14 protein-coding genes and 1 pseudogene are annotated in these 21,458 nt (G+C 52.4%); 9 read left to right on the top strand and 6 right to left on the bottom strand.

Annotation, left to right across the window (positions count from 1 at the left end; genetic code table 11):
- Positions 1 to 340: 340 nt before the first annotated feature.
- Together ACLHIJ_RS06305 and ACLHIJ_RS06300 are read left to right on the top strand one after the other, a co-directional pair.
- Positions 341 to 2,473, top strand: coding sequence for a hypothetical protein (locus tag ACLHIJ_RS06305; protein WP_411298721.1), 2,133 nt, complete (start codon positions 341 to 343; stop codon positions 2,471 to 2,473).
- Positions 2,473 to 3,120: an ABC transporter ATP-binding protein gene (locus tag ACLHIJ_RS06300; RefSeq protein ID WP_411297147.1), complete on the top strand. Its 648-nt coding sequence runs from the start codon at positions 2,473 to 2,475 to the stop codon at positions 3,118 to 3,120. The genes ACLHIJ_RS06305 and ACLHIJ_RS06300 overlap by 1 nt, the downstream gene beginning before the upstream one ends.
- A 185-nt stretch (positions 3,121 to 3,305) precedes the next feature.
- On the opposite strand, the gene katG is transcribed toward ACLHIJ_RS06300, so the two are convergent.
- On the bottom strand, positions 3,306 to 5,528 hold the full coding sequence (gene katG, locus ACLHIJ_RS06295; RefSeq protein ID WP_411297146.1) for a catalase/peroxidase HPI: 2,223 nt from the start codon (positions 5,526 to 5,528) through the stop codon (positions 3,306 to 3,308).
- A 755-nt stretch (positions 5,529 to 6,283) separates the two neighbouring features.
- Here katG and trpB point away from each other — a divergent pair.
- Positions 6,284 to 7,504, top strand: coding sequence for a tryptophan synthase subunit beta (gene trpB, locus ACLHIJ_RS06290; RefSeq protein ID WP_411297145.1), 1,221 nt, complete (start codon positions 6,284 to 6,286; stop codon positions 7,502 to 7,504).
- Between the two features lie 56 nt (positions 7,505 to 7,560).
- On the opposite strand, the gene ACLHIJ_RS06285 is transcribed toward trpB, so the two are convergent.
- The gene (locus ACLHIJ_RS06285; RefSeq protein ID WP_411298719.1) at positions 7,561 to 7,827 is read right to left on the bottom strand and encodes a hypothetical protein; all 267 of its coding nucleotides are present in this window, start codon (positions 7,825 to 7,827) and stop codon (positions 7,561 to 7,563) included.
- A 198-nt stretch (positions 7,828 to 8,025) separates the two neighbouring features.
- Positions 8,026 to 8,148: a hypothetical protein gene (locus ACLHIJ_RS06280; RefSeq protein ID WP_411298718.1), complete on the bottom strand. Its 123-nt coding sequence runs from the start codon at positions 8,146 to 8,148 to the stop codon at positions 8,026 to 8,028.
- Between the two features lie 84 nt (positions 8,149 to 8,232).
- Here ACLHIJ_RS06280 and ACLHIJ_RS06275 point away from each other — a divergent pair, with 84 nt between their 5' ends.
- The 5 genes and pseudogenes from ACLHIJ_RS06275 (at position 8,233) to focA (ending at position 16,427) form a co-directional block, all read left to right on the top strand.
- Positions 8,233 to 9,864 (top strand): type I restriction-modification system subunit M, encoded by a 1,632-nt coding sequence (locus tag ACLHIJ_RS06275; RefSeq protein WP_411298731.1) that lies wholly within the window; start codon positions 8,233 to 8,235, stop codon positions 9,862 to 9,864.
- Positions 9,861 to 10,436 (top strand): annotated as a pseudogene (locus ACLHIJ_RS06270) (restriction endonuclease subunit S); the annotation flags it as partial. The gene ACLHIJ_RS06275 and the pseudogene ACLHIJ_RS06270, both read left to right, overlap by 4 nt.
- A 69-nt stretch (positions 10,437 to 10,505) precedes the next feature.
- The gene (locus ACLHIJ_RS06265) at positions 10,506 to 11,693 is read left to right on the top strand and encodes a restriction endonuclease subunit S (RefSeq protein WP_411298730.1); all 1,188 of its coding nucleotides are present in this window, start codon (positions 10,506 to 10,508) and stop codon (positions 11,691 to 11,693) included.
- The gene (locus tag ACLHIJ_RS06260; protein WP_411298717.1) at positions 11,680 to 15,234 is read left to right on the top strand and encodes a type I restriction endonuclease subunit R; all 3,555 of its coding nucleotides are present in this window, start codon (positions 11,680 to 11,682) and stop codon (positions 15,232 to 15,234) included. Before ACLHIJ_RS06265 ends, ACLHIJ_RS06260 begins: the two co-directional genes overlap by 14 nt.
- A gap of 350 nt (positions 15,235 to 15,584) precedes the next feature.
- Positions 15,585 to 16,427 carry a formate transporter FocA gene (gene focA / locus ACLHIJ_RS06255; RefSeq protein WP_411298715.1) on the top strand — a complete coding sequence of 281 codons (843 nt, stop codon included), beginning with the start codon at positions 15,585 to 15,587 and terminating at the stop codon, positions 16,425 to 16,427.
- A gap of 573 nt (positions 16,428 to 17,000) precedes the next feature.
- Here focA and ACLHIJ_RS06250 read toward each other — a convergent pair.
- The 3 genes from ACLHIJ_RS06250 to ACLHIJ_RS06240 are packed head-to-tail and all read right to left on the bottom strand — an operon-like array spanning position 17,001 to position 20,148.
- The gene (locus ACLHIJ_RS06250; RefSeq protein ID WP_411298714.1) at positions 17,001 to 17,288 is read right to left on the bottom strand and encodes a hypothetical protein; all 288 of its coding nucleotides are present in this window, start codon (positions 17,286 to 17,288) and stop codon (positions 17,001 to 17,003) included.
- Positions 17,285 to 19,918 (bottom strand): ferrous iron transport protein B, encoded by a 2,634-nt coding sequence (feoB, locus tag ACLHIJ_RS06245; protein WP_411298713.1) that lies wholly within the window; start codon positions 19,916 to 19,918, stop codon positions 17,285 to 17,287. Before feoB ends, ACLHIJ_RS06250 begins: the two co-directional genes overlap by 4 nt.
- On the bottom strand, positions 19,915 to 20,148 hold the full coding sequence (locus ACLHIJ_RS06240) for a ferrous iron transport protein A (protein WP_411297138.1): 234 nt from the start codon (positions 20,146 to 20,148) through the stop codon (positions 19,915 to 19,917). Before ACLHIJ_RS06240 ends, feoB begins: the two co-directional genes overlap by 4 nt.
- Before the next feature lie 773 nt (positions 20,149 to 20,921).
- Between ACLHIJ_RS06240 and ACLHIJ_RS06235 the strand changes: the two genes are divergently transcribed.
- On the top strand, positions 20,922 to 21,440 hold the full coding sequence (locus ACLHIJ_RS06235; RefSeq protein WP_411297137.1) for a GNAT family N-acetyltransferase: 519 nt from the start codon (positions 20,922 to 20,924) through the stop codon (positions 21,438 to 21,440).
- Positions 21,441 to 21,458 lie beyond the last annotated feature (18 nt).

Here is a 21,458-nt window from a genome sequence, read left to right as displayed (position 1 = left end):
CGCCCTACGCAACAAGGTGGTAACCCTCATTTCCTGCACTGCGCTAAACAGCGATCCGGCTCATAATGAAAATACCCGTCCACAAGCCGTATAAACCCTCTATCGCGGGGGGGGGAGGTAATTTCCGCTCATAGCGGCAGCCAGAGACATTCTCTGGCATCTCTAATAAACAATCCCTCGCAGCTAACCTCCACAGCTTCCCCGCATAAGTTCATAGTTCCATAGACGGATAGAAACGCTATCCGTAGCTTTCCGCAGAGTATTTAGAATACCTACAAGCACATATAGCGAGAAATGCTTAAGTATCACATAGACGTCTTATCCGATGGAGGGTGGTCACATGAAAAATCGCCTACGCCCTATCGGAATCTCGATTGCAACTACTGTATTTCTCACAATGATGTGCGCTTTTGCTATTGCCAGTATTTCTTTTGAGCTTTCCTATCGGGCTACTATCGCCAGCTCGCGTGCTCCGCAATACATAGAAAACCTGGAGCATGCGGGGCTGGCTTACCGTATCGACAATACATTTCTCGACGGAAACCTACTGACGATCCTGTACTACGAGCCCCTTTCCGATCACACACCTCCTCCCCCAGGTTTGGCCACCTGGCTAGAACCAGGTCATAGTGCGATCACCCAATCAGCTAGCGATATACGCTCCGATATTGAAAAACAGTTCGGCCCGATTGAGGCCACTATCAACAACAGCGTCACTCTCGATAAAGAGCTTCTCGTTTACGTCAGACCTCTTCATCATCAAGAGTTCGTTGATCTTGCCATTTCCCAAGATAAGGTCTTTCTCGCTTCCGGTTTCAGCACCGACGACGGAAGATTCCCTAATGTTCAGGGCGCAGCATTCGGATTCCCCAGCTACGAAAGATGGGCACAATACTTACTCCCTATTGCTCTGGTGACCTTAGTATGCCCGCTTATCGTATTAATTAGAGCAACTCGGCGCGATTTCCAGAATCATGTACACCACGATCTCGTTATTTTGCAATGCATTGGTGCTCCACGCCGAAAACTATATGGTTACTGCGTCTCAAAACTAGCTGTTCCCACCGCTATCGGGAGTTTTCTCGCGCTCATTATGCAACTCCTTTTCGCTAGCGGTTTTCTTCTCCTACCCATCTCTAAGCGGCATCTTCACTCGGCAGCATTCTTGCCACATCTGCCAACTTTGGTGTTCATCGAACTAGCGGTAATGGCATTTGCGTGCCTCTACATCACCAAACCTGCATTATCTATAACACTGCAGAGTCATTCGCGTAATCGCAAAGCCCCGACGTGGTGTGGCATCGCGGTTTTCGCCCTCGGTATCGTCATTGCCGGAATATACAGCCTCACGGCTCTCACACTTCCCGCTTCACTCCTTCTGATTCTCCTCGTCCTTTCCATTTTCTGCGTCTCTATAGGGCTTTCTGCCACCCTCAGCGCTCTCGTTCAGCTCACCTCTCTCAGAGCCGCTAAACACAGCAAGGATCACCTCACAGCACTCTTTGCTCGCTGGGCTTATCGCAATGCCGACACTGGTTCACGCCCCGCAGGGCTTGCCGGAATCTTTATCATTATTGGCGTGCTACTCGTCGGAATATTTAACATCCTCGCCGATTCAACATCATCGCCAGCGCCACATGAACCTTCACTGCAGGTCACGAAGACGAAAGTTGTTTGCCCCGAGACGAACACCGACTGCGCCCTGAACGTAGCACAGAAAATCAACGAAGCCCTACCGCAGGCCATGATCGTATTTACCTCAGATGGAGGTGGCATACAGGTTCTTACTACGCCTGACGGAGCGCAACACAACCTCAGCTCTACCCTTGGTTCTCATCCTGCCACTAAGCCTGATCCGGATTTTAACCTCGACCTCGCCAGGTTCTACGTACAAAGCTATATAGCTCCTCGCCACGGCACTGGCAAACCAGACCTTCACCACACACAGCGCGCATATATCTACACGCTCACATCTGCCTCTATTTCACCCTTGGACAAAATCGAAGATATTGATTTCAGCGATTCAGTATTACCGCCTATCACAGAATTTGACGGCGAAAATTCACGATCTACTGCCGCGATCTACCAGCAACAAGCCTCCTGGCTGAGTATGTTTGCAGTATGTGCTTTTATCATCGGCATTAGCGTGACCTGGATTCAATTTTCCAAGGAAAACAGCCGGCAAGCCCGCGAACTCGCTCCAATTATTTCCTTAACAGGTAAACAAAAGCCAGTCGTGAGGGTTCTCCTGCGGCGCAATATCACCATTGGCATTACGACTGGGATTGCCGCAATAATTACCGGCGTCTATCTCTCCTATCAGATGTTGCGCCCCGCCAATGGCATCATCCCTTGGGAATTCATCGCGGTGATTACCGCGATTTATACCGTGATACTTTTCGCCCACGCATGGGCAAGTTATCGGCAGATTACCGTCGCTGCTAAATCATGGCATCCGGGAAAGGAAAGCTAATGTCAATCCTTGTATGTGACGATCTCGTATGCGGCTACGGCGGCGAACCACTGTTTTCTCCATTAAATCTTCGGATTGACGCCGGTCAAAGCGTAGCAATCACCGGCCGATCCGGCATCGGAAAATCCACCCTACTCCTGACGCTGCTCGGCATGCATCGCCCCATCTCAGGTATAGCGAGTGTTAACGGAGAAAACATACATTCCAAATCTTTCTCCGAACTAGCCCGCCTACGTTCCACAACGATTGGAACTGTTTTTCAAAATGGGGCGCTACTTTCCCAATACACTGCACTAGATAACGTCATGCTTCCCCGTCTGCTTTGGGATAAGCACGATGGCAATGTTGAACGTGAAGCGCGAGATCTGCTCCTCCAGCTTGGGGTTAATCCGCAGACTTTAGCTCAGCACTTATCCGGTGGAGAACGCCAACGCACTGCACTGGCGCGAGCGCTTATTAACAAGCCACAACTGATACTCGCCGACGAGCCAACCGGCGCACTTGATTTTGAGATGCGTGACGAGGTGATCGCGCTGATCTTCGACGTTGTTCGCCAACGTGGTTGTGCCTTGCTGCTGGTCACGCACGATCCAGAGGTTGCCCGCCAAGCAGACCGTACCGTAAAGCTGGTTTCTGCTCGGCCCTAAGCCAACCGAGCAGAAACCAGCTCACGGATCAGTTATGCACCGCCGCTAAATCTCTTAACATTCGCCGCGGTGTGCGTATTTGCTTTCTATCCGTGGCCTTGCACATACAGCAGGATCGCTTTCAGCGCAGTGCGAGTATGTTCGCCCGCCGTCTGAGGCGTTGCGGATAGTAACGGGGATCGCTTTTAGCGCACGTCAAAGCGATCCAGGTTCGTGACCTTCACCCAGGCTTTGACGAAGTCCTCAACGAATTGCTGTTGACCGTCAGCGCTGGCATAGACTTCAGCTACTGCCCGCAGTTCGGAATTTGACCCGAACACCAAATCCGCGCGAGTTCCGGTGAATACTACGTTCCCATCGCGGTCTTCTGCTTGGAAGCGGTGCTCGCTGCCGTCGATACCGTGCCAGGTGTAACGCAGATCCAGCAAATTTACGAAGAAATCATTGGTCAGCACGCCGGGGCGATCCGTCAGTACACCATCTTGGGAGCCATCCCAGTTGGTGCCCAGCACGCGCATACCGCCCAAGAGTACCGTCATTTGCGGGACGGAGAGGGTCAGCAAATTGGCGCGGTCAATCAGCATGTACTCGGCGCGGTTTCCTGCCACGCTTTCGTGCTGGTAGTTACGGAAACCGTCAGCCAGTGGCTCTAGGTAGCTAAATGACTTCACATCCGTTTGCTCTGCGCTAGCGTCGGTACGCCCTGGGGTAAAGGGAATATCGACCTCATAGCCGGCAGCCCGAGCGGCCATCTTCACGCCGGTATTGCCAGCCAAAACCACCAGATCAGCAATGGATACCTGCTTTTCACCAGCCTCGGCGTTGAACTGGGTCTGGATACCCTCCAGTACCTCCAACACTTTCGCCAACTGTGAGGGGTTATTAACCTGCCAGCTGCGCTGCGGTTCTAGCCGGATACGCCCACCGTTGGCACCGCCGCGTTTATCCGAACCACGGAAGCTCGCACATGCCGCCCAGCCAGCCGAAACCAGCTCGGAAACCGTCAGCCCACTGGCTTCGATGCGTTCTTGTAGCAGCGCAATATCTCCCGCGTCGATCAGTTCATAATCGCGGACCGGAATCGGATCTTGCCACAGCAGATCTTCCTGTGGCACTTCTGGCCCAAGATAGCGCGACTTCGGACCGAGATCGCGGTGGGTGAGCTTGAACCAGGCGCGCCGGAATGCTTCTGTCAGGGCTGCTTGGTCATTGCGGAACCGCAGCGAGATTTCACGGTAGATCGGATCTTCCCGCAGGGCAATATCCGAGGTGAGCATGCGCGGTTCACGCCGCCCACTGCCTTGCGCCATCGGCACCATATCCGAACCGCCGCCATCCTTGGGCCGCCAGTGGTAGTGCCCACCTTCACCTTTGACGCACTCCCACTCGTAGGCAAAGAGAATATGGAAAAACTCGTTATCCCAGCGGGTCGGGTGGTACGTCCACGTCACTTCCACGCCAGAGCCGATGGTGTCATTCCCGTTGCCAGTTCCGAAGCGATTCTTCCAACCGATGCCCATTTGCTCAATCGGAGCAGCTTCCGGCTCAGCATCGACGTAATCGCCTTCAGGTGCAGCGCCATGCGTCTTACCGAAAGTGTGCCCACCGGCGATAAGAGCAACAGTTTCTTCGTCATCCATCGCCATGCGCTCAAATGTTTCGCGGATTTCTTTGGCGGAGATGAGCGGATCAGGGTTGCCGTTCGGGCCTTCTGGATTGACGTAGATCAATCCCATCATGGTTGCGCCCAGCGGTTTTTCTAGCTGGCCCTTAGCGGCGAAACGCTCATCGTTGCTCAGCCATGTATTTTCTGATCCCCAGTAGACGTCATCGTCTGGCTCCCACACATCGGGGCGCCCGCCACCGAAACCGAAGGTCGGCATGCCCATCGTTTCAAGTGCGACGTTACCTGCCAGGATCATCAGATCGCCCCAGCTAATAGCCCGACCGTACTTGGCTTTGATCGGCCATAACAGACGCCGAGCGCGATCCAAAATGACGTTATCTGGCCAGGAATTGAGCGGGGCAAAGCGCTGCTGGCCGGTGCCGCCGCCACCGCGCCCGTCAAAGACGCGGTAGGTTCCGGCGGAGTGCCATGCCATGCGGATCATTAACGGACCATAGTTGCCGAAATCGGCTGGCCACCACTCCTGCGAGGTTGTAAGCAGTTCAGCAATATCCCGCTTCACTGCCGCCAAATCGAGGTTGTTAAAGGCGTGCCGATAGTCAAAATCCTTACCGTAAGGGTTGGCAACGTCGGGATTCTTCGCAAGGATTTTCAGGTTAAGGCGCTCGGGCCACCAGTCGCGGTTGCCAGTGCCACGGCTTGCAGGTGCGGCACCGTCGGCTGCTGACTCATGTGGGGTCTGTTCGCCGCTACCGTGAAATACTGGGCATCGATTTTCCATATCCATAGTCACTGCAGGTCCTTTCTGTGCGACCCATAGGGGAAAGTATGAACGCACGCGGGTGACGCCTTTGCTCCTTACTGACGTAGCAAATCGCGTATTGCCCGCGGAGTGACGAGGTGGTGGCTACGCGCAGATAGGCTTCGTATCCACCCTCACGTCCTGTTACTGAGAAGCATACCCTATCTGGATTTACTCCAAAATATAAATAGGGCATTTCCCTGGACGTCTTCAGCATATACACATAGCGAGACTCGCAGGAGTAATTCTGTTCACAGCGCACACCCTCCACAGCCACTCCATGCAGATACACACCCAAATATTCGCACGCAAACATAGCATCACACCCAGGAAACGCCCGAGATACCAAAGTAGATACAAAACAACCACACCCTTTGCCAGCCCAATAACCAAGCAGCAACACAAGCAGCGCGAACCACCATAAAAACACATCGCCCTAATACACAGACGGCTAACATAGCGGCAAATATTAACGGAGCATATCCACCCACACCACGGAATATGAATATTTAACTATGTGCGCGTGAACATGGCACACCTTTCCTTATCTTTGTGGAATCTCAACTCAGATTTGGTGTTCTCCGCCTCACAGCATTACCATGAAGCCATGTTCACAACTCTGTACGCTTGGTGGCTCGCCTGAGGGCGGGTTTTTGAGCGTACAAAAATTACTTGTCAACCGCCCCATACGAGGGCGGTTTCTTGCTTTCAGGGGCTACAAAAAGGAAGAAAAAATGGAAAACACCAATCCAACCACGCAAGACCTCCACGAGCCGAACGCCGAAGGATTCTTCGGAGTCTACGGCGGAAAATTCCTTCCCCCACACCTGGAAGAACCTATCGCCGAAGTACGTCGCGCCTACGCACAAGCCAAAAACGATCCCGAATTCCAAGCCGAATTCCGTCGCCTCCTTCACGAATACGCCGGGCGCCCCTCACTCCTCTTCAGCGCCGACAACCTTTCTACCGAAGTAGGCGGGGCAAAGATTTACCTCAAACGTGAGGATCTGAACCACACTGGAGCACACAAGATTAATCACTGCCTCGGCGAAGCACTGCTCGCCAAGCGCATGGGCAAAAAGAAGCTCATCGCAGAAACCGGCGCAGGCCAGCACGGCGTCGCCCTAGCAACTGCCGCAGCATTCATGGGGCTCGAATGTGAGATCCACATGGGGGCAATCGACGTCGCCAAACAACATCCGAACGTAGTTCGCATGCAGATGCTCGGCGCCAAAGTAGTGGCCGTAGAAGAGGGCGGTCGATCCCTGAAAGAAGCAGTAGATTCGGCGTTCTCCACCTATGCCCGCGATTACAAAGACGTATTTTTCGGAATCGGCTCCGTCGTTGGCCCCGACCCCTACCCGGCAATGGTGCGCGATTTCCAGGCAATCGTCGGCCAGGAAGCCCGCGAGCAGATCCTTACAAAGGAAGGGCGTTTGCCTGACGCTCTCGTTGCTTGCGTGGGCGGCGGATCAAATGCCCTCGGCCTATTCACCGCATTCTTAGACGATCCAGAGGTGGCGATTTACGGCGTTGAACCGGCCGGGCGCAATATTGAGCAGCTCGGCGAACACGCTGCCACCATGACAACCGGCACGCTCGGTATGCTCCACGGCATGCAGACCCTCGTCATCCAAGATGACGACGGGCAACCTGCGCCTGTACATTCGATTGCTTCCGGTTTGGATTACCCAGGCGTTGGCCCCCAGCATGCATTCTTGCGTGACGCCGGACGAGTCAATTACACCTACGTCACTGACGATGAGACGCTGGAGGCATTCCAGATGCTGTGCCGCACAGAGGGCATTATTCCGGCGCTAGAATCCTCGCACGCGGTCGCATACGCAATTAAGCTGGCTCGCGAACTCGGCCCAGAGGCGGTCGTGATCGCTAACCTTTCCGGGCGCGGTGATAAGGATGTGGACTATGTTGCTGAGGTGCTAGCCGGGCGGTAAGCAGTATATTGCGGTAGACTCATCTTGCGGACGAACACAATCTCTCAGACCCGTTTTCACCATCCTTTCATTTGGGTATTTGCCGGATGAATAATCCGAGCTAGCATCGGGAGATTGCCGCACAACAGGTGGTTATGCATAACATTGCATAACCACCCGTTTTTACCTGCCGGCAGATAGCTCCTTTTAGCAAATAGCTCATCGTTAAGCGTCAAAGGCACAGTTTTAGCTTTCACGGTGACAAGAGGTAGACGATATGACGCACACAGGGTTTCCCGATTTAACACAGCTTGCTTGCCGCCATTACCCGTTTGCCACGTCACCCATTAACTACCAGCCACCTGTTTACCGTATATATCTGCCCGACACGCAGGTATGTTGCCTTGCACCACACATGATCTGCTTACCGGGCAACCTCGTTTGCCGTGCGTACTCGTCATTCGTTTGCCACAAGATAACAATCCACGTAGCGTCATGTTTCCTGCCCGACGGCACATCTTGATAGATTTGTTCTCAGTTGTTTATTTTTCCCGACGAGAGGCGGTATCCGTGGCAGTGGATCCGGTGAATTCAACTGATTCAGTCAACTCCGCCGAGTTTAGCTCTTCTGCCGTCGGTGCACCTGGCACTACTTCTTCCCACACTATCGGCTCTACTCACTGTGCAAACGCGGCGGGTCGCGTCTCGAACTCGGCAAACGCCAATGAGGTGCTTCCCCCCCCCCTGTAATCTCAAGCGCTAAAGCAACCCAACGAGCCGAACTACATAGGACGATTTGGCGTATTGCCAACGATTTACGCGGCAGTGTAGACGGGTGGGATTTCAAGAACTACGTGCTGGGCATGATGTTCTACCGCTTTATTTCAGAAAATCTCGCAGCCTACCTTAATGATGGCGAACATCAAGCAGGCAATCTGGATTTTGATTACCAGCATTTAGATGATGATTCTGCCGCGGTAGCTCAAGCCGAAACTGTTGAAGAAAAAGGATTCTTTCTTCTCCCCTCGCAACTGTTCGTAAATGTCCGTCAGCGAGCAAAGAATGATCCTAACTTGAATGAGACGCTAGAGCAGGTATTCCGCAGTATCGAAGCCTCAGCACTTGGCACACCGAGCGAGGGCGATCTGCGCGGCTTGTTTGACGATCTCGACGTCAATAGCAGTAAACTCGGGGAAACCGTCGCAAAGCGCAACGCAAAATTAGTGAAGCTTCTTGACGCAATCGGGGATCTCCCGCTAGGAAATTTTGCCGATAACACAATCGATCTTTTTGGCGACGCCTACGAGTATTTAATGCAGATGTATGCCTCGCAGGCAGGTAAATCCGGCGGAGAATTTTTCACCCCGCAAGAGGTTTCCCAGGTGCTGGCACGTATTGCCGCTTTAGGAAAAACTCGAATTGCCCGCGTATATGATCCAGCCTGCGGCTCGGGCTCGCTACTACTGCAGTTTGCAAAGCTACTCGGCCCAGAAAATGTTGGCGGTTTTTATGGGCAGGAAATCAACCTCACCACGTACAACCTGGCACGTATCAACATGTTTTTGCATAACGTCAACTATGAACGTTTCAATGTTGAGCTAGGCGATACGCTGGTTGATCCGAAACATTGGGATTATCAGCCCTTTGACGCCATCGTTTCCAATCCGCCATATTCAACACGGTGGGAAGGTAAAGCTAATCCGCTGTTAATTAATGACCCTCGGTTTGCACCCGCAGGGGTGTTAGCGCCGCAATCGAAAGCAGATTTGGCGTTCACAATGCATATTTTGCATTGGCTGGCAGTGGATGGCACGGCAGCAATCGTCGAGTTTCCTGGGGTGTTGTATCGAGGTGGGGCTGAGCGAAAGATTCGTCAATACCTGCTGGATAACAACTATGTGGATGCGGTTATCCAGCTCCCGTCAGATTTATTTTTCGGAACGACGATTGCGACGTGCATTATCGTCTTGAAGAAATCTAAGCGCGATAACTCGGTGTTGTTCATTGATGCTTCTGCCGAGTTTGTGCGCGAGGGCAATAAGAATAAGTTGCAGGAGGCGAATCGGGATCGAATTTTGGAGCTGTACGCTCAGCGTCACGACGTGGAATACGTGGCAAAGCTCGTACCCAACGAGGAGCTGGCGGCTAATGATTACAACTTGGCGGTTTCAGCGTATGTGGAGAAAGAAGATACCCGCGAACAGGTAGATATTCAGGCACTTAATGCGGAAATCGCACAGATTGTGGCACGCCAGGCACGGTTGCGGACGCAGATCGATGCGATTGTGGCGGAGCTAGAAGCGGATATGCCAGTACGCGCACGCGAAGAAATACCTGCAGATACTACTAGCGCCGTGAACGAAAACGAGGTGGCACAATGAGCAAACTCTCTGACCTGATTGCGAAGCTATGCCCTGACGGCGTGCCATATAAGCCGCTTTTAGAGGTTGCTCAATACGTCAGAGGAGTCTCCTACGGAAAAGATCAAGAAAGCGTTAATGGCGAAATCGGAATACTGCGCGCTAATAACATTGCATTTCCTGCAAATCGGTTGAATTTAGATGATGTCAAACGCGTATCCGCAGAAGTCAAGGTACGAAAAGAACAACATTTATTCACAGGAGATATTCTTATCTGCGCAGGTAGCGGTAGCAAACAACATATCGGAAAAGTTGCTCTGATCGAATCAGATATGCAAGAAACCTTCGGCGCATTTATGGCAGTAATTAGATCTCACAAAGAAATAAACTCTCATTTCTTATTTCATATCTTAACTGGAAAGCACTTTAGCGATTACTTAAATAGATCCTTATCAACTACCACCATTAATAACATAAGTGCAGGAGTGCTAAAAGATTTCAAAATCCCAGTCCCACCTTTGGAAGTGCAGCGGGAGATTGTCAATACCCTCGACTCTCTCTACGCTCTAGCGAATGACTTGTCTGCTGGTTTACCGGCTGAATTAGCTGCTCGCCGTCAGCAGTACGAATATTATCGTGATCATTTATTAAATTTCTCCGAGATGGCGCAATCAAGCAAACTCTCTGACCTGATTGCGAAGCTATGCCCTGACGGCGTGCCATATAGTGAATTGCAAAACTTGCTGGTTTATGAGCAGCCCAGTAAATATCTAGTTAAGTCAGCAAAATATGACAACACAAACACGACCCCAGTATTAACCGCTGGACAAACTTTTATCTTAGGATATACCTCTGAAGAGATAGGTGTTTTCCCTGCTTCCCCCGAAGACCCAGTAATTATCTTCGATGATTTTACCACTGCTTTCAAGTGGGTCGATTTTCCTTTTAAGGTTAAATCTTCAGCAATAAAAATTTTATCACCCTCAAAACAGCACTTGTCACTCATTAGATATATTTACTATGCCATGCAGACAATCGGTTTCCAGCCTACCGATCATGCCCGCCATTGGATTAGCAAATACTCAAAATTCAAAATCCCAGTGCCGCCTTTAGAGGTACAACAGGAGATTGTCCGAATTCTTGATACGTTCTCGACGCTGGAAGCGGAGCTGGAAGCGGAGCTGGAAGCACGGCAACGGCAGTACGCCTATTATCGGGATACGCTCCTGACGTTCGATGCAACTCAGGGGGGGGTACGCTGGATGTCTCTAGGTGAAGTTGCAACGTATTCAAAATCTAGGATTGCATACGATCAAGTTAGTTGCGACTGCTTTGTTGGCGTAGATAACATGATCGCACATACTGGTGGCATTCGTAGGGCAAACTTCGTTCCGTCGCAAAATTATTTTACGGAATATCTAGTGGGAGACGTCCTTATTGGCAATATCAGACCCTACTTGAGAAAAATTTGGCTTGCTAACAATACTGGCGGATGTAGTGGTGATGTACTTGCTATTAGAATTAAAAATAAGTACAACAGGCTAATCACCCCTGGCTACTTGTATCATTCTCTATCTTCTTCACGCTTTTTTCTTTACGCAGTACGACATTCCAAAGGTGGCAAAATGCCACGTGGAGACAAAAGCTCCATTATGCGTTATACAATCCCCATCCCACCGTTAGAAGAACAGCGTCGCATTGCTAACATCCTCGACTCGTTCGACGCCCTGGTGAACGATCTTTCCGCAGGTTTACCAGCCGAATTAGCTGCTCGTCGTAAACAATACGAATATTATCGCGACCAATTACTAAATTTCCCCGAGATTGAGGTCGATCATGTCGCCGAATGAAACTGATTCCACGCTTCCCGATCCAGGCACTCCTACCCCGCATTATGAAGCCCTTGCCGTTGGCGGGGAATCCACCGTCGTTGCTGAATATCAAGCCGAACCCACCAACGACACCGCATATCAATCCGAAGCCGATCTTGAAGCCGAACTGATCCGTATCCTCCAAGCTCAAGCCTACGAATATCTACCTATCACCAGCGAGGCCGAGCTGATTGCTAACCTGCGCACTCAGCTAGAATCTCTCAACCACATCACGTTCAGCGATAGTGAGTGGCAACGCTTCTTCACCCAGAGTATCGCCGGTAAAACTGACGGAATCATCGAGAAAACAGCTCGTATCCAAGAAGATCACGTGCAACTACTCAAACGCGATGACGGCAGCACGAAAAATATCACCCTTATTGATAAAGACAATATCCACAACAATCATTTACAAGTCATTAATCAATACGAAGTAGCCGGCAAAATCGGGCGCAACCCCACTAGCTCCCCCAGTTTTCCCACAGTTAGCACGCCTACAGCCAACGTCTCGGCTAACGTCTCCATTCCCTCCAGCAATGCCGCACCCGCAGATTCCCCTGCCAACACTTCCGCAACCGCCACTGCCACCAGCACCGATCTCACCAACGCCGCCGCACACTTCCCCACCCCCGCGGAACATTCCCGTTTGGCAAACTACTCCAATCGCTACGACGTCACTATCTTGGTAAACGGTCTACCCCTAGTACATATCGAATTGAAACGCCGAGGCGTGGATATTCGGGAAGCGTTCAATCAGATCGACCGTTATCAACGTGATAGTTTCTGGGCTGGCAGCGGTCTATTCGAATACGTGCAACTCTTCGTCATCAGCAACGGCACACTCACCAAATACTATTCCAACACCACTCGCCGCCAACACCTCAAAGAAACCAGCAAACAGCGCCCCGGCAAAGCCAAAACCTCACACAGTTTTGAGTTCACTTCATGGTGGGCCGACGCCCAAAATCACCAGATCCGTGAACTGACAGCTTTCGCTAAAACATTCTTTGCCAAGCACACCTTGCTCAATATCCTCACCAAATATTGCGTCTTTACAGTAGATCGCCTGCTACTTGCCATGCGTCCATATCAGATCGTTGCCACCGAACGAATATTGCAACGTATCCAGATTGCCAGTAACTACAAGCGGTTGGGGCGGGTAGACGCTGGCGGTTACATCTGGCATACCACTGGCTCTGGTAAAACCTTAACCAGCTTCAAAACCGCACAGCTCGCTGCCGCCCTACCGATGGTCGAAAAAGTACTATTCGTCGTGGACCGCAAAGATCTCGACTACCAAACCATGCGCGAATATGACCGATTCCAAAAAGGCGCAGCAAATTCCAATACCTCCACTGCCGTTCTCAAAACCCAGTTAGAGGATTCAGAGGCGCGCATTATCATTACCACCATTCAAAAGCTCTCCACCTTTGTGAAAAGCAATCCGGCACATCCGGTTTTCACCCAGCACGTTGTGCTTATTTTTGACGAGTGCCACCGCTCCCAGTTCGGCGAGATGCATACCGAGATTACCCGAGCTTTCAAACGTTACAGCCTATTTGGTTTTACTGGCACACCGATTTTCCCATCCAATGCCGGCTCTGGCGCGAACCCACGCCTAAAAACCACCGAGCAGGCTTTCGGGGATAAACTCCACACCTACACCATCGTGGACGCAATCACCGATAAGAACGTATTGCCTTTCCGGATTGATTACGTCAACACCATCCAAGTGGGGAACGTTATCGACGCGCAAGTCACCGCAATCGACACCGAAAAAGCCCTGCTTGCCCCGGAACGTATCGCCGCAATTACTCGCTATATTTTGCAGCATTTTGATCAAAAGACGAAGAGATCAACCAGTTACGAATACTCCGTCGTACAGAACGTGGCAGAAGTTGCTACTGGGCGCAAACACCACAATGAATACGGCAACGAGAACGCTAAAGAACGTGCCCGACGGCGAGAGCGCGGCGGGATCGCCGCACAAACCCAACGCCAACACGTCAATGGATTTAATGCGATTTTAGCGACCGCCTCCATTGATGCCGCCCGCCGTTACTACAACCAATTTGCGCTACAACAGGCCGATTTACCACCACAACGCCGACTCAAAGTTGCAGTAATTTATTCTTTCGGTGCTAATGATCCCACCGAAGATTTCCTCACCGAGGATGAAGGATTCGACACTGGATCGCTGAGCGACGATGCCCGTCAGTTCCTGGATGACGCCATCTGTGACTACAACGAGATGTTCGCAACCAACTACGATACGTCGGCTGACAAATTCGAGAGCTACTACAAGGATCTATCGTTGCGGATGAAAAACCGCGAAGTTGATCTGGCGATTGTCGTCAATATGTTCTTGACTGGCTTTGACGCAACAACCCTCAACACACTATTTGTGGATAAAAACCTGCGTGCACACGGTCTGATTCAAGCCTATTCACGAACTAACCGTATCCTTAACTCGGTCAAGACCTACGGCAATATCGTGGCTTTCCGCGATTTAGAATCTGCTACTAATGAAGCACTCGAACTCTTTGGCAATAAGAATGCCCACGGCGTCGTACTACTCAAGCCATACGCTGACTATTTTCATGAGTATGCTGAGAAAATCACCCAACTGCTGGATCGTTTCCCGTTAGGGCAGCCGATCATTAGCGAAGATGAGCAAAAACAATTCATCACCCTATTTGGTCACATTTTGCGGCTAGAAAATATCCTCACATGTTTTGATAATTTTGCGGCAGATCGTCTGCTCAGTGAACGTCAATCCCAAGATTATCGCAGCATCTATCTGGATTTGTATGCCGAGTACCGCCAACAACGAGAGGTAGCAAAAACCCGCATTAATGACGATCTTCGTTTTGAAATCGAACTCATCAAACAGGTGGAAATCAACGTTGATTATATTTTGATGCTGGTTGAACGCTACCGCCAAGAACACGGCGATGGTGAAAACCAGGAAATCAGAGCCGCCATCCGACGCGCAGTTGATGCCAGCCCGAGCCTGCGCAATAAGCGGGATCTCATTGAGGCTTTTGTGGATTCAGTTTCTCCGCAAGCAGCACGGCAAAGCGATCAGAGCTCTATCACCGCCGAATGGCAGGAGTTCATGGCTAAACGCTATGCCGAAGAACTCGACGATATTATTCGAACTGAAAATCTGCGCCCGCAAGCTGCCCGAGAGTTCATGAATCGAGCATTCCAAGACGGAGAGTTGGCCACAAGCGGGACGGCAATTGTGAAGATCCTGCCTCCCACCTCACGTTTTGCTCAAGTGAAAAGAGGCCTGCCGACGTCAGAGCCTGACGAAAGCCTCACATCCACGCAAGGTGCTGTTATTCCTAGGGATGGCGCTGCTTCGGCTGCCCTAAGCCAGTCGTCCTCAACTCAAGCGTTCCTAACACCCCAGCCATCCCTCACTCATGCCGAAAAGAAGAGCCGAGTAACCGAGAAACTGCAACAGTTCTTCGACCGTTTCTTCGGTGTAATAGCCCGCCCTCAATCGCATTAGCCAGATAGGTTGCGCCGGTAACAACGCTGCAACCTATCTGGCTATCGCCACACCCAGGTTTCCCTTTCACCGCACCCAGGTTTCCCTTTCACCGTACAACGTCATACACCACACAGCGCCACTTCTTCCCGATTGCTCGACTGTAGTAAAGTCATCACGTACTGTCCTGCAGGGCATGAGTATCGCGATTGCGCGTATGGCACACATCGCACGGATCGCCGTCGTATCTTTGCCTGCAGTTCATAGACGGATCTCGCTCCTCGTATGGTTTCATCACTTTGCGTTGTGTGCCGCCTATGAATGACCAGCAACGTAGAAGATTCCCATACAGGAATCCATAAAGGAGAGAGATGTCCCTCGCGACCCCGGCACAAATCGTTGACGCTGCCGAATATGGCCTACTCAAAAAGGCCACCACCCCATTTCGGACCACGCTTATATCCGCAATCTTCGCCGGTGCTTTTATCGCCCTCGGATTCGTCTTTTACACCACCTCGCAAATGGGCGCAGCACAGATGCCCTACGGGTTAGCGAAAATTGTTGGCGGTCTGGCTTTCTCCACCGGCCTTGCCATGGTCATCATTACCGGCGCTGACCTATTCACTTCTACGTCGATGACGCTCATGCTCGGCGTTGGCGGAAAACTGCCCTGGCCTCGCCTGATTCAGCACTGGGGCGTCGTTTACGTCGGTAACTTTATCGGTGCCTTATGCGTGGCCCTCATCGTCTTCTACTCCGGCACACCACATCAAGGTCATGGCGCATGGGGCGCCGCCGCACTCAACACAGCCATCTCTAAAGTCTCCCACAGCCCGCTAGAATCCGTACTGCTCGGCATTTTGTGTAATTTCATGGTTTGTATGGCCGTCTGGCTCGCCTTTGCCGGCAAAACCCTCGCCGATAAAATCCTCGCCATCACTTTGCCGATTGCACTGTTCGTCTCAGCCGGTTTCGAGCACTCTATTGCCAATATGTTCATGATCCCAATGGGTCTGCTAGTAAAACACGCAGGGGCTGACGAGGTGCTCACCGCAGCCGGCAATCCCGCAATGGGCGGCCTGACCATACCGGATTTTCTGCTGCACAATCTTATCCCCGTCACACTCGGCAATATTCTCGGCGGCGGCATTTTCGTTGGTTTGGGAATGTTCTTTTGGCACCGACGTGATCGCGAAGCACCTAGTAATGCGTAGTGAAGCCTCTGGGACGGCGCGAACGCAGACGGTAAAGCGTGCCCGCAGATTGATCTAAGAATAGGCGCATATAGCTAACGGAAAGCTACGGCTGGGTAGCCGTAGCGCTCACCGATAATAAAAACATCCGCAAAACGGGAACGGCTGGCGTAGACTCGGCAAAATAGTTAGCGCGCGCCACTTACCGCGATCAATGGTTAGCGCAATGGCACTCGCAGATATTGATATAGCCCCTTGTTGCACCCGATAGCGTCTAGTTCTGTTTTGTCGATCAAGCGAGCCTGACCGGCGAATAACGATCTCCCCTCCCTAATGGGCAAATGATCTCCCAAGGCAGGAAACCCCTAAAGGCAGTAATCTCCTAAGGCGAGAAATCCCCAAGGGCTTTCTGCGAATTACTGCGAATTACCGGCAGAACCACTCGGCGCAATCCCGAGGAAATCATCCAGCGGATTACTGGCGTATCCCCCCCCCCCCCCGCAGGCTATCTGACGCATTCCCTGCGGGTTCTGGCAGATATTTTATCGGCGTATTACCGCATAACGCCCCTAATATATCCGCGTACTCGCGCGCTTATCCCCGCCGGATAGAAAGCGGGCAGCCAGCACAGTGCAGAGCCATATTCGGATCTGCTGCCGCCGAACTGGATGAACATAAGCCATGCTCACAGCTATTATTTCCAGCCTGCCGAACCAGCCCCGCGCGAGTCATGTGGTCAACCATCAGTTGCGCATATTCCTCACTCACGCCGGCAATCTGCGCCGCACGCGCAACCGTCGCTCCGCGCTGCAAGGCAATCGTTAACCTGCGCGCTGGCGTCATCACCTGCGGATTTCCTAGCCGCACTGCTTGCGTTCTCACCAGAACAGCCTGCCGATCTGGAACACCAAGGTTGCCAGCAACCACGCCACGGCTAGCTGCGCACCAACGGCACACAGCGTCAGTTTCCGCCCAAGTTGACGCCACTGTTCCGCAACCGTCGCCAAACACGGGGTATATGTGAGGACGAAAATCAAGAACGCAAACGCAGCCACAACGGACGCGTCCCCAGCGGTTCCCTTCAGCGTCGCCTGGAGCTGCTCATGCATCTGCCGCGTCGCCTGCGAATCATCCTCCGCCGTTCCTAGGTGTACCCCCACGCACAGCGACGTAAAGGCTTTATCCACAGCCGCGCGCGCCTGAGGCACCGTGGTATATCCGGCAACAAGCGGATCCTTCGCAGCAATACGCTCAGCCAAATCCGCGTCGATTTCCTCATCCGACATCGGATTATAGGTTTGCGCAAGCTCATTCATCTGGTCGCTACACGCCGCCTCAGATCCCACCTGATAGGTTGCCGCAAGCGAGCCAAGCATCGTCTCTTTCGCGATAAAGCCCGTAATAAGCCCTCCAGTAAGATGCCAATCATCAAATCCCGCTGGCTTGAATATCGGCGAGACGCTTTCCGCAATCGTTCCGTACACCGAATCCGAGGGCGGCATGTCCTCACCGAAAGAGTGCCCCTTAACCACCGGCGTATGCATCAACAGCCATACCACGATGGTCAGCACCACAATCACCTGGCCAGCGCCCTTAAGGAAGGCCCAGGTGCGCTGTGCAGAAGTCTTCAATGTGATGAGCGCACGCGGCGTCTGATATGGCGGCAACACCAGCATTAGTGGCGCCGCCTGCTCCCCGCGCAAGAAAATCGGTTTGAGGACCAATCCGCCGAGAATCACCATAAGGATGGAACACACATACATAATCCACACGATGAGCGTGGTATGCGTCGGGAAAAATACGTTCGCAATCAACAGGTAGACGACAAGCCGCGCATTGCACGTCAAATACGGGGTCAAAATGACCGCGATAATCCGATGCCGCGAATTTGGCAGTGTTCGCATGGCCGCCAGCGTCGGCAGATTACAACCGAAGCCGACGATGAACGGCATAATGACGCGCCCGTCAAGACCAATCCAGCGCATGACCCGATCACCAAGGAACGCAATCCGCGCCATATAGCCCGAATCTTCCAACATGCCAATCGCAATAAACATGACGATCATCAGCGGAGCAAAGGACGCCACGACGCCCATACCCGTCAGCAAACCACCGACAAGGATTCCCTCAAGCACCCCGCCCGCTAAACCGAAATGCGTCAGGAGCGCGATAACCCCTTGGGTCAACGATGGGCCAGAGAGTAGCGTCCAATCCTCCCCCGGCCAGTTACCGAACGTCGCGGCCGGCAAAGTCAACTGCCATCCGTCTGGCGAATCAAAGATCTGCTCAAACGGATCTTGGAAAATGGCGGCGAACACGTTACATAGCCAAAAGACCACATACATGGTCAGGAGGAAAGATCCAATGCCGATCACCGGATTGAGTAAGATCCGATCAATCCGATCAGACATGGACTTTTTCGCCGTTGCTGGTTCACTGGCGCCGATCCGCGCAGTCAAAGCGTCAATCCATTCAAAGAGGGCAACCGCGCGTTCTGCTTCTTCTGCCGCTAACTCTTGCGCAGATAGCTCCTGTCGACCAGCGAGCACGGAAGCTGAGGGCGTTGCGGGAGCTGCGGGCACAGACGTTGCGGCATGCGCCCGCACACCTGCCGTGTTACCGGCGAGCACATCTTCTGGAATACGCGCATCTGCTGCGTTATGTACGCGCTTTTCTTCGTTACCCAAAGCCTGCGTATGGGCAGGTACGTCTGCGGCATGGGCTTCAGCATCTGCCATATCAGCGAGCGCCTCGTTACATTCAGCAGTATCTTTATTGCCCAGCGCCTCGGTATCGCAATCGCCATCACGTAACGGCTGTTTTCTATATGGGACCGACGTAATATCCACCCGCGTCGGCTGCGATTGCACGCTTTGCGGGGCTAAATGCGCGTTATAACCAGGGGCTTTCGGATCGGCAGCTATTCCCACCACTCGGGGGCGATCAATCAACGCCTGACGGACCACGCGGGTTAGCCGGTCTAAACCACGACGGCGGCGCGGATCGACGCTGACCACCGGAACACCCAGTTCCTCTTGTAATGCCACCGGATCACAGGCCACACCGGAAGACGTGGCAATATCCATCATGGTCAGCACACACACCAGCGGAACACCCGCCTGGGCAAGCTGACCAACCAGATACAGGGAACGAGATAACGCGGTCGCATCTAATACCGCAACTGCCAGCCCGACGCCGGAGCTGATATGAGGATCAGTGAGCGAACCAGCAATACCGGCAACCGTATCAACGACAACTTCTTCATCAGGGGAATTCGGCAGTAATGAGTACGTTCCAGGGGTATCAATGAGGCGCACGCCCACATCACGCCACTGACCAGCAAAGACTTCAACCGTCGTGCCGGGTGCATTGCATACGCCTTGGCGCGCCCCCGTCAGCCCATTAAATAGGGTTGATTTACCAACATTTGGATTGCCAACCAAAAGGACTGTTTGACCACCATCAATGATCTGATTGCAGGTTCCAGCGCCCTGACAATGCGAACAGGTCATGAGTTTTTCTCCACAATATCCACAGCCATCCGACGTGCTGAGGCCCGATCAACAGCTATCCGCGAACCGGCCACATTAATCACCGTGCCCACCAGCCCGCATTGCTGCGCCACCACAAAGACGACCCCCGGACGCAAACCGAGTTCACTTACCCGCCGCATATGACGAGGTGAAACTGGGAATTCAACAAGACGCACCTTTGCGTACCGAGGAGCTTTGTGCAATTTCATGCCCCAAAGCTTAGCACATCCTAACCTATTTTAGATAAACGGAACTTACCTAATTCATTGTGCGCTATGTTGGGAAATATCTGACACGCACCACCTGCGATTTTCTTAGATACCCACCTTTCACACATGCCGGTTTTCTCTATGTTGCCTTTCGCCGCCGTCCCCTGCCTACTTCGATCCGCTAATCGACAGCTTTCTTTCCCGCCGGCAGTGTTTTTTTTCGATAACGACGCAGAGTTTCCTTTCCCCTCTCCACTTTCTCCGGCTCTACCAATCTGCCGATCTACGCTCTTCTCTTCCCCGCGCGCTGTCTTTTATCTTCATCATTCGTCTTTCTCCCCATCATCTGCTTTCTCTCCGCTATCTCCCCTCTCCAGCATCTACCTTTTCGCTACATACACCTACCTTTTCGCTACGTACATCTGCAGTTCCTCACTGCCTGCCCAGCCTTACCCTTGTTTTCTTCCGGCAATCGTCTCTGATTTTTTCTTTGTTTCCCGCTTCCCAGTACCCCTTTGACCCTAACGGCACTCATCTTCCGCTATTTTCTTCGCCTATTTTCTTTATCGACTTTCTTCACCTGTTTTCCACATCTGTATTTCTACATCCGCTCCGTCGGTACTCCCTCCTTTTCACCTGCTGCCCACCCGTCTTTTCGCACACGCGGTAATACTGCGCTTTCCCGCTATGCAGCTAGCCGCACCATGCGCTTTCCCACACGGCACAAAGCACCCCAGCTTTCAGCGATTTACCCAGCCGACTACAATGAGAGCATGTTTTTACGTTCCCCACTGCCTACCGACGAAGCCGAAATCCGGGCAATTGACGAGCAGTTTGCCACTGAGGATTTCTGTTTCTCCTTGATCAATGATGGGGAAAGCTGGGCGGAGTACCTACAGCGCCTAACCCAAGAATCCCGCGGAGAAAATCTCCCCGCCGATCGGGTTCGCGCAGATTTCTTTCTCGCACAGGTTGACGATCAGATCGTTGGGCGCCTCAGCATCCGCTATGCATTAACAGACTATCTATTGAAGTATGGCGGGCATGTTGGCTACGCCGTCCGGCCAGAATACCGACGCAGAGGATATGCCACACACCTACTGGCAGAAGCCGTATCCCGCCTGCATACCTGCGGGATCGAGCGCGTTTTAGTCACCTGCGACGACGACAATATCCCCTCAGCAAAGACGATTGAACGCTGCGGCGGAGTGCTGGAAAATATCGTCCGTACCCCGCAAGGTCATCTCATGCGCCGGTATTGGATTAACTCATCTACACCGGCGCATTCCTAGAATCTTAAGCTAGCGCTG

The sequence above is a fragment of the Trueperella sp. LYQ141 genome (genome assembly GCF_046599555.1).
Classification (GTDB): domain Bacteria; phylum Actinomycetota; class Actinomycetes; order Actinomycetales; family Actinomycetaceae; genus Trueperella.
Note: the sequence above shows the minus strand (reverse complement) of the source record. Positions and strands in the feature narration are given on the sequence as shown.

Bases quoted from the DNA above. Each gene is read 5' to 3' on its own strand.
- ACLHIJ_RS06260 (WP_411298717.1), top strand. From the start codon at position 11,680: ATGTCGCCGAATGAAACTGATTCCACGCTTCCCGATCCAGGCACTCCT.
- feoB (WP_411298713.1), bottom strand. From the start codon at position 19,918: ATGACCTGTTCGCATTGTCAGGGCGCTGGAACCTGCAATCAGATCATT.
- focA (WP_411298715.1), top strand. From the start codon at position 15,585: ATGTCCCTCGCGACCCCGGCACAAATCGTTGACGCTGCCGAATATGGC.
- trpB (WP_411297145.1), top strand. From the start codon at position 6,284: ATGGAAAACACCAATCCAACCACGCAAGACCTCCACGAGCCGAACGCC.
- ACLHIJ_RS06240 (WP_411297138.1), bottom strand. From the start codon at position 20,148: ATGAAATTGCACAAAGCTCCTCGGTACGCAAAGGTGCGTCTTGTTGAA.
- katG (WP_411297146.1), bottom strand. From the start codon at position 5,528: ATGGAAAATCGATGCCCAGTATTTCACGGTAGCGGCGAACAGACCCCA.
- ACLHIJ_RS06265 (WP_411298730.1), top strand. From the start codon at position 10,506: ATGGCGCAATCAAGCAAACTCTCTGACCTGATTGCGAAGCTATGCCCT.
- ACLHIJ_RS06235 (WP_411297137.1), top strand. From the start codon at position 20,922: ATGTTTTTACGTTCCCCACTGCCTACCGACGAAGCCGAAATCCGGGCA.
- ACLHIJ_RS06305 (WP_411298721.1), top strand. From the start codon at position 341: ATGAAAAATCGCCTACGCCCTATCGGAATCTCGATTGCAACTACTGTA.
- ACLHIJ_RS06300 (WP_411297147.1), top strand. From the start codon at position 2,473: ATGTCAATCCTTGTATGTGACGATCTCGTATGCGGCTACGGCGGCGAA.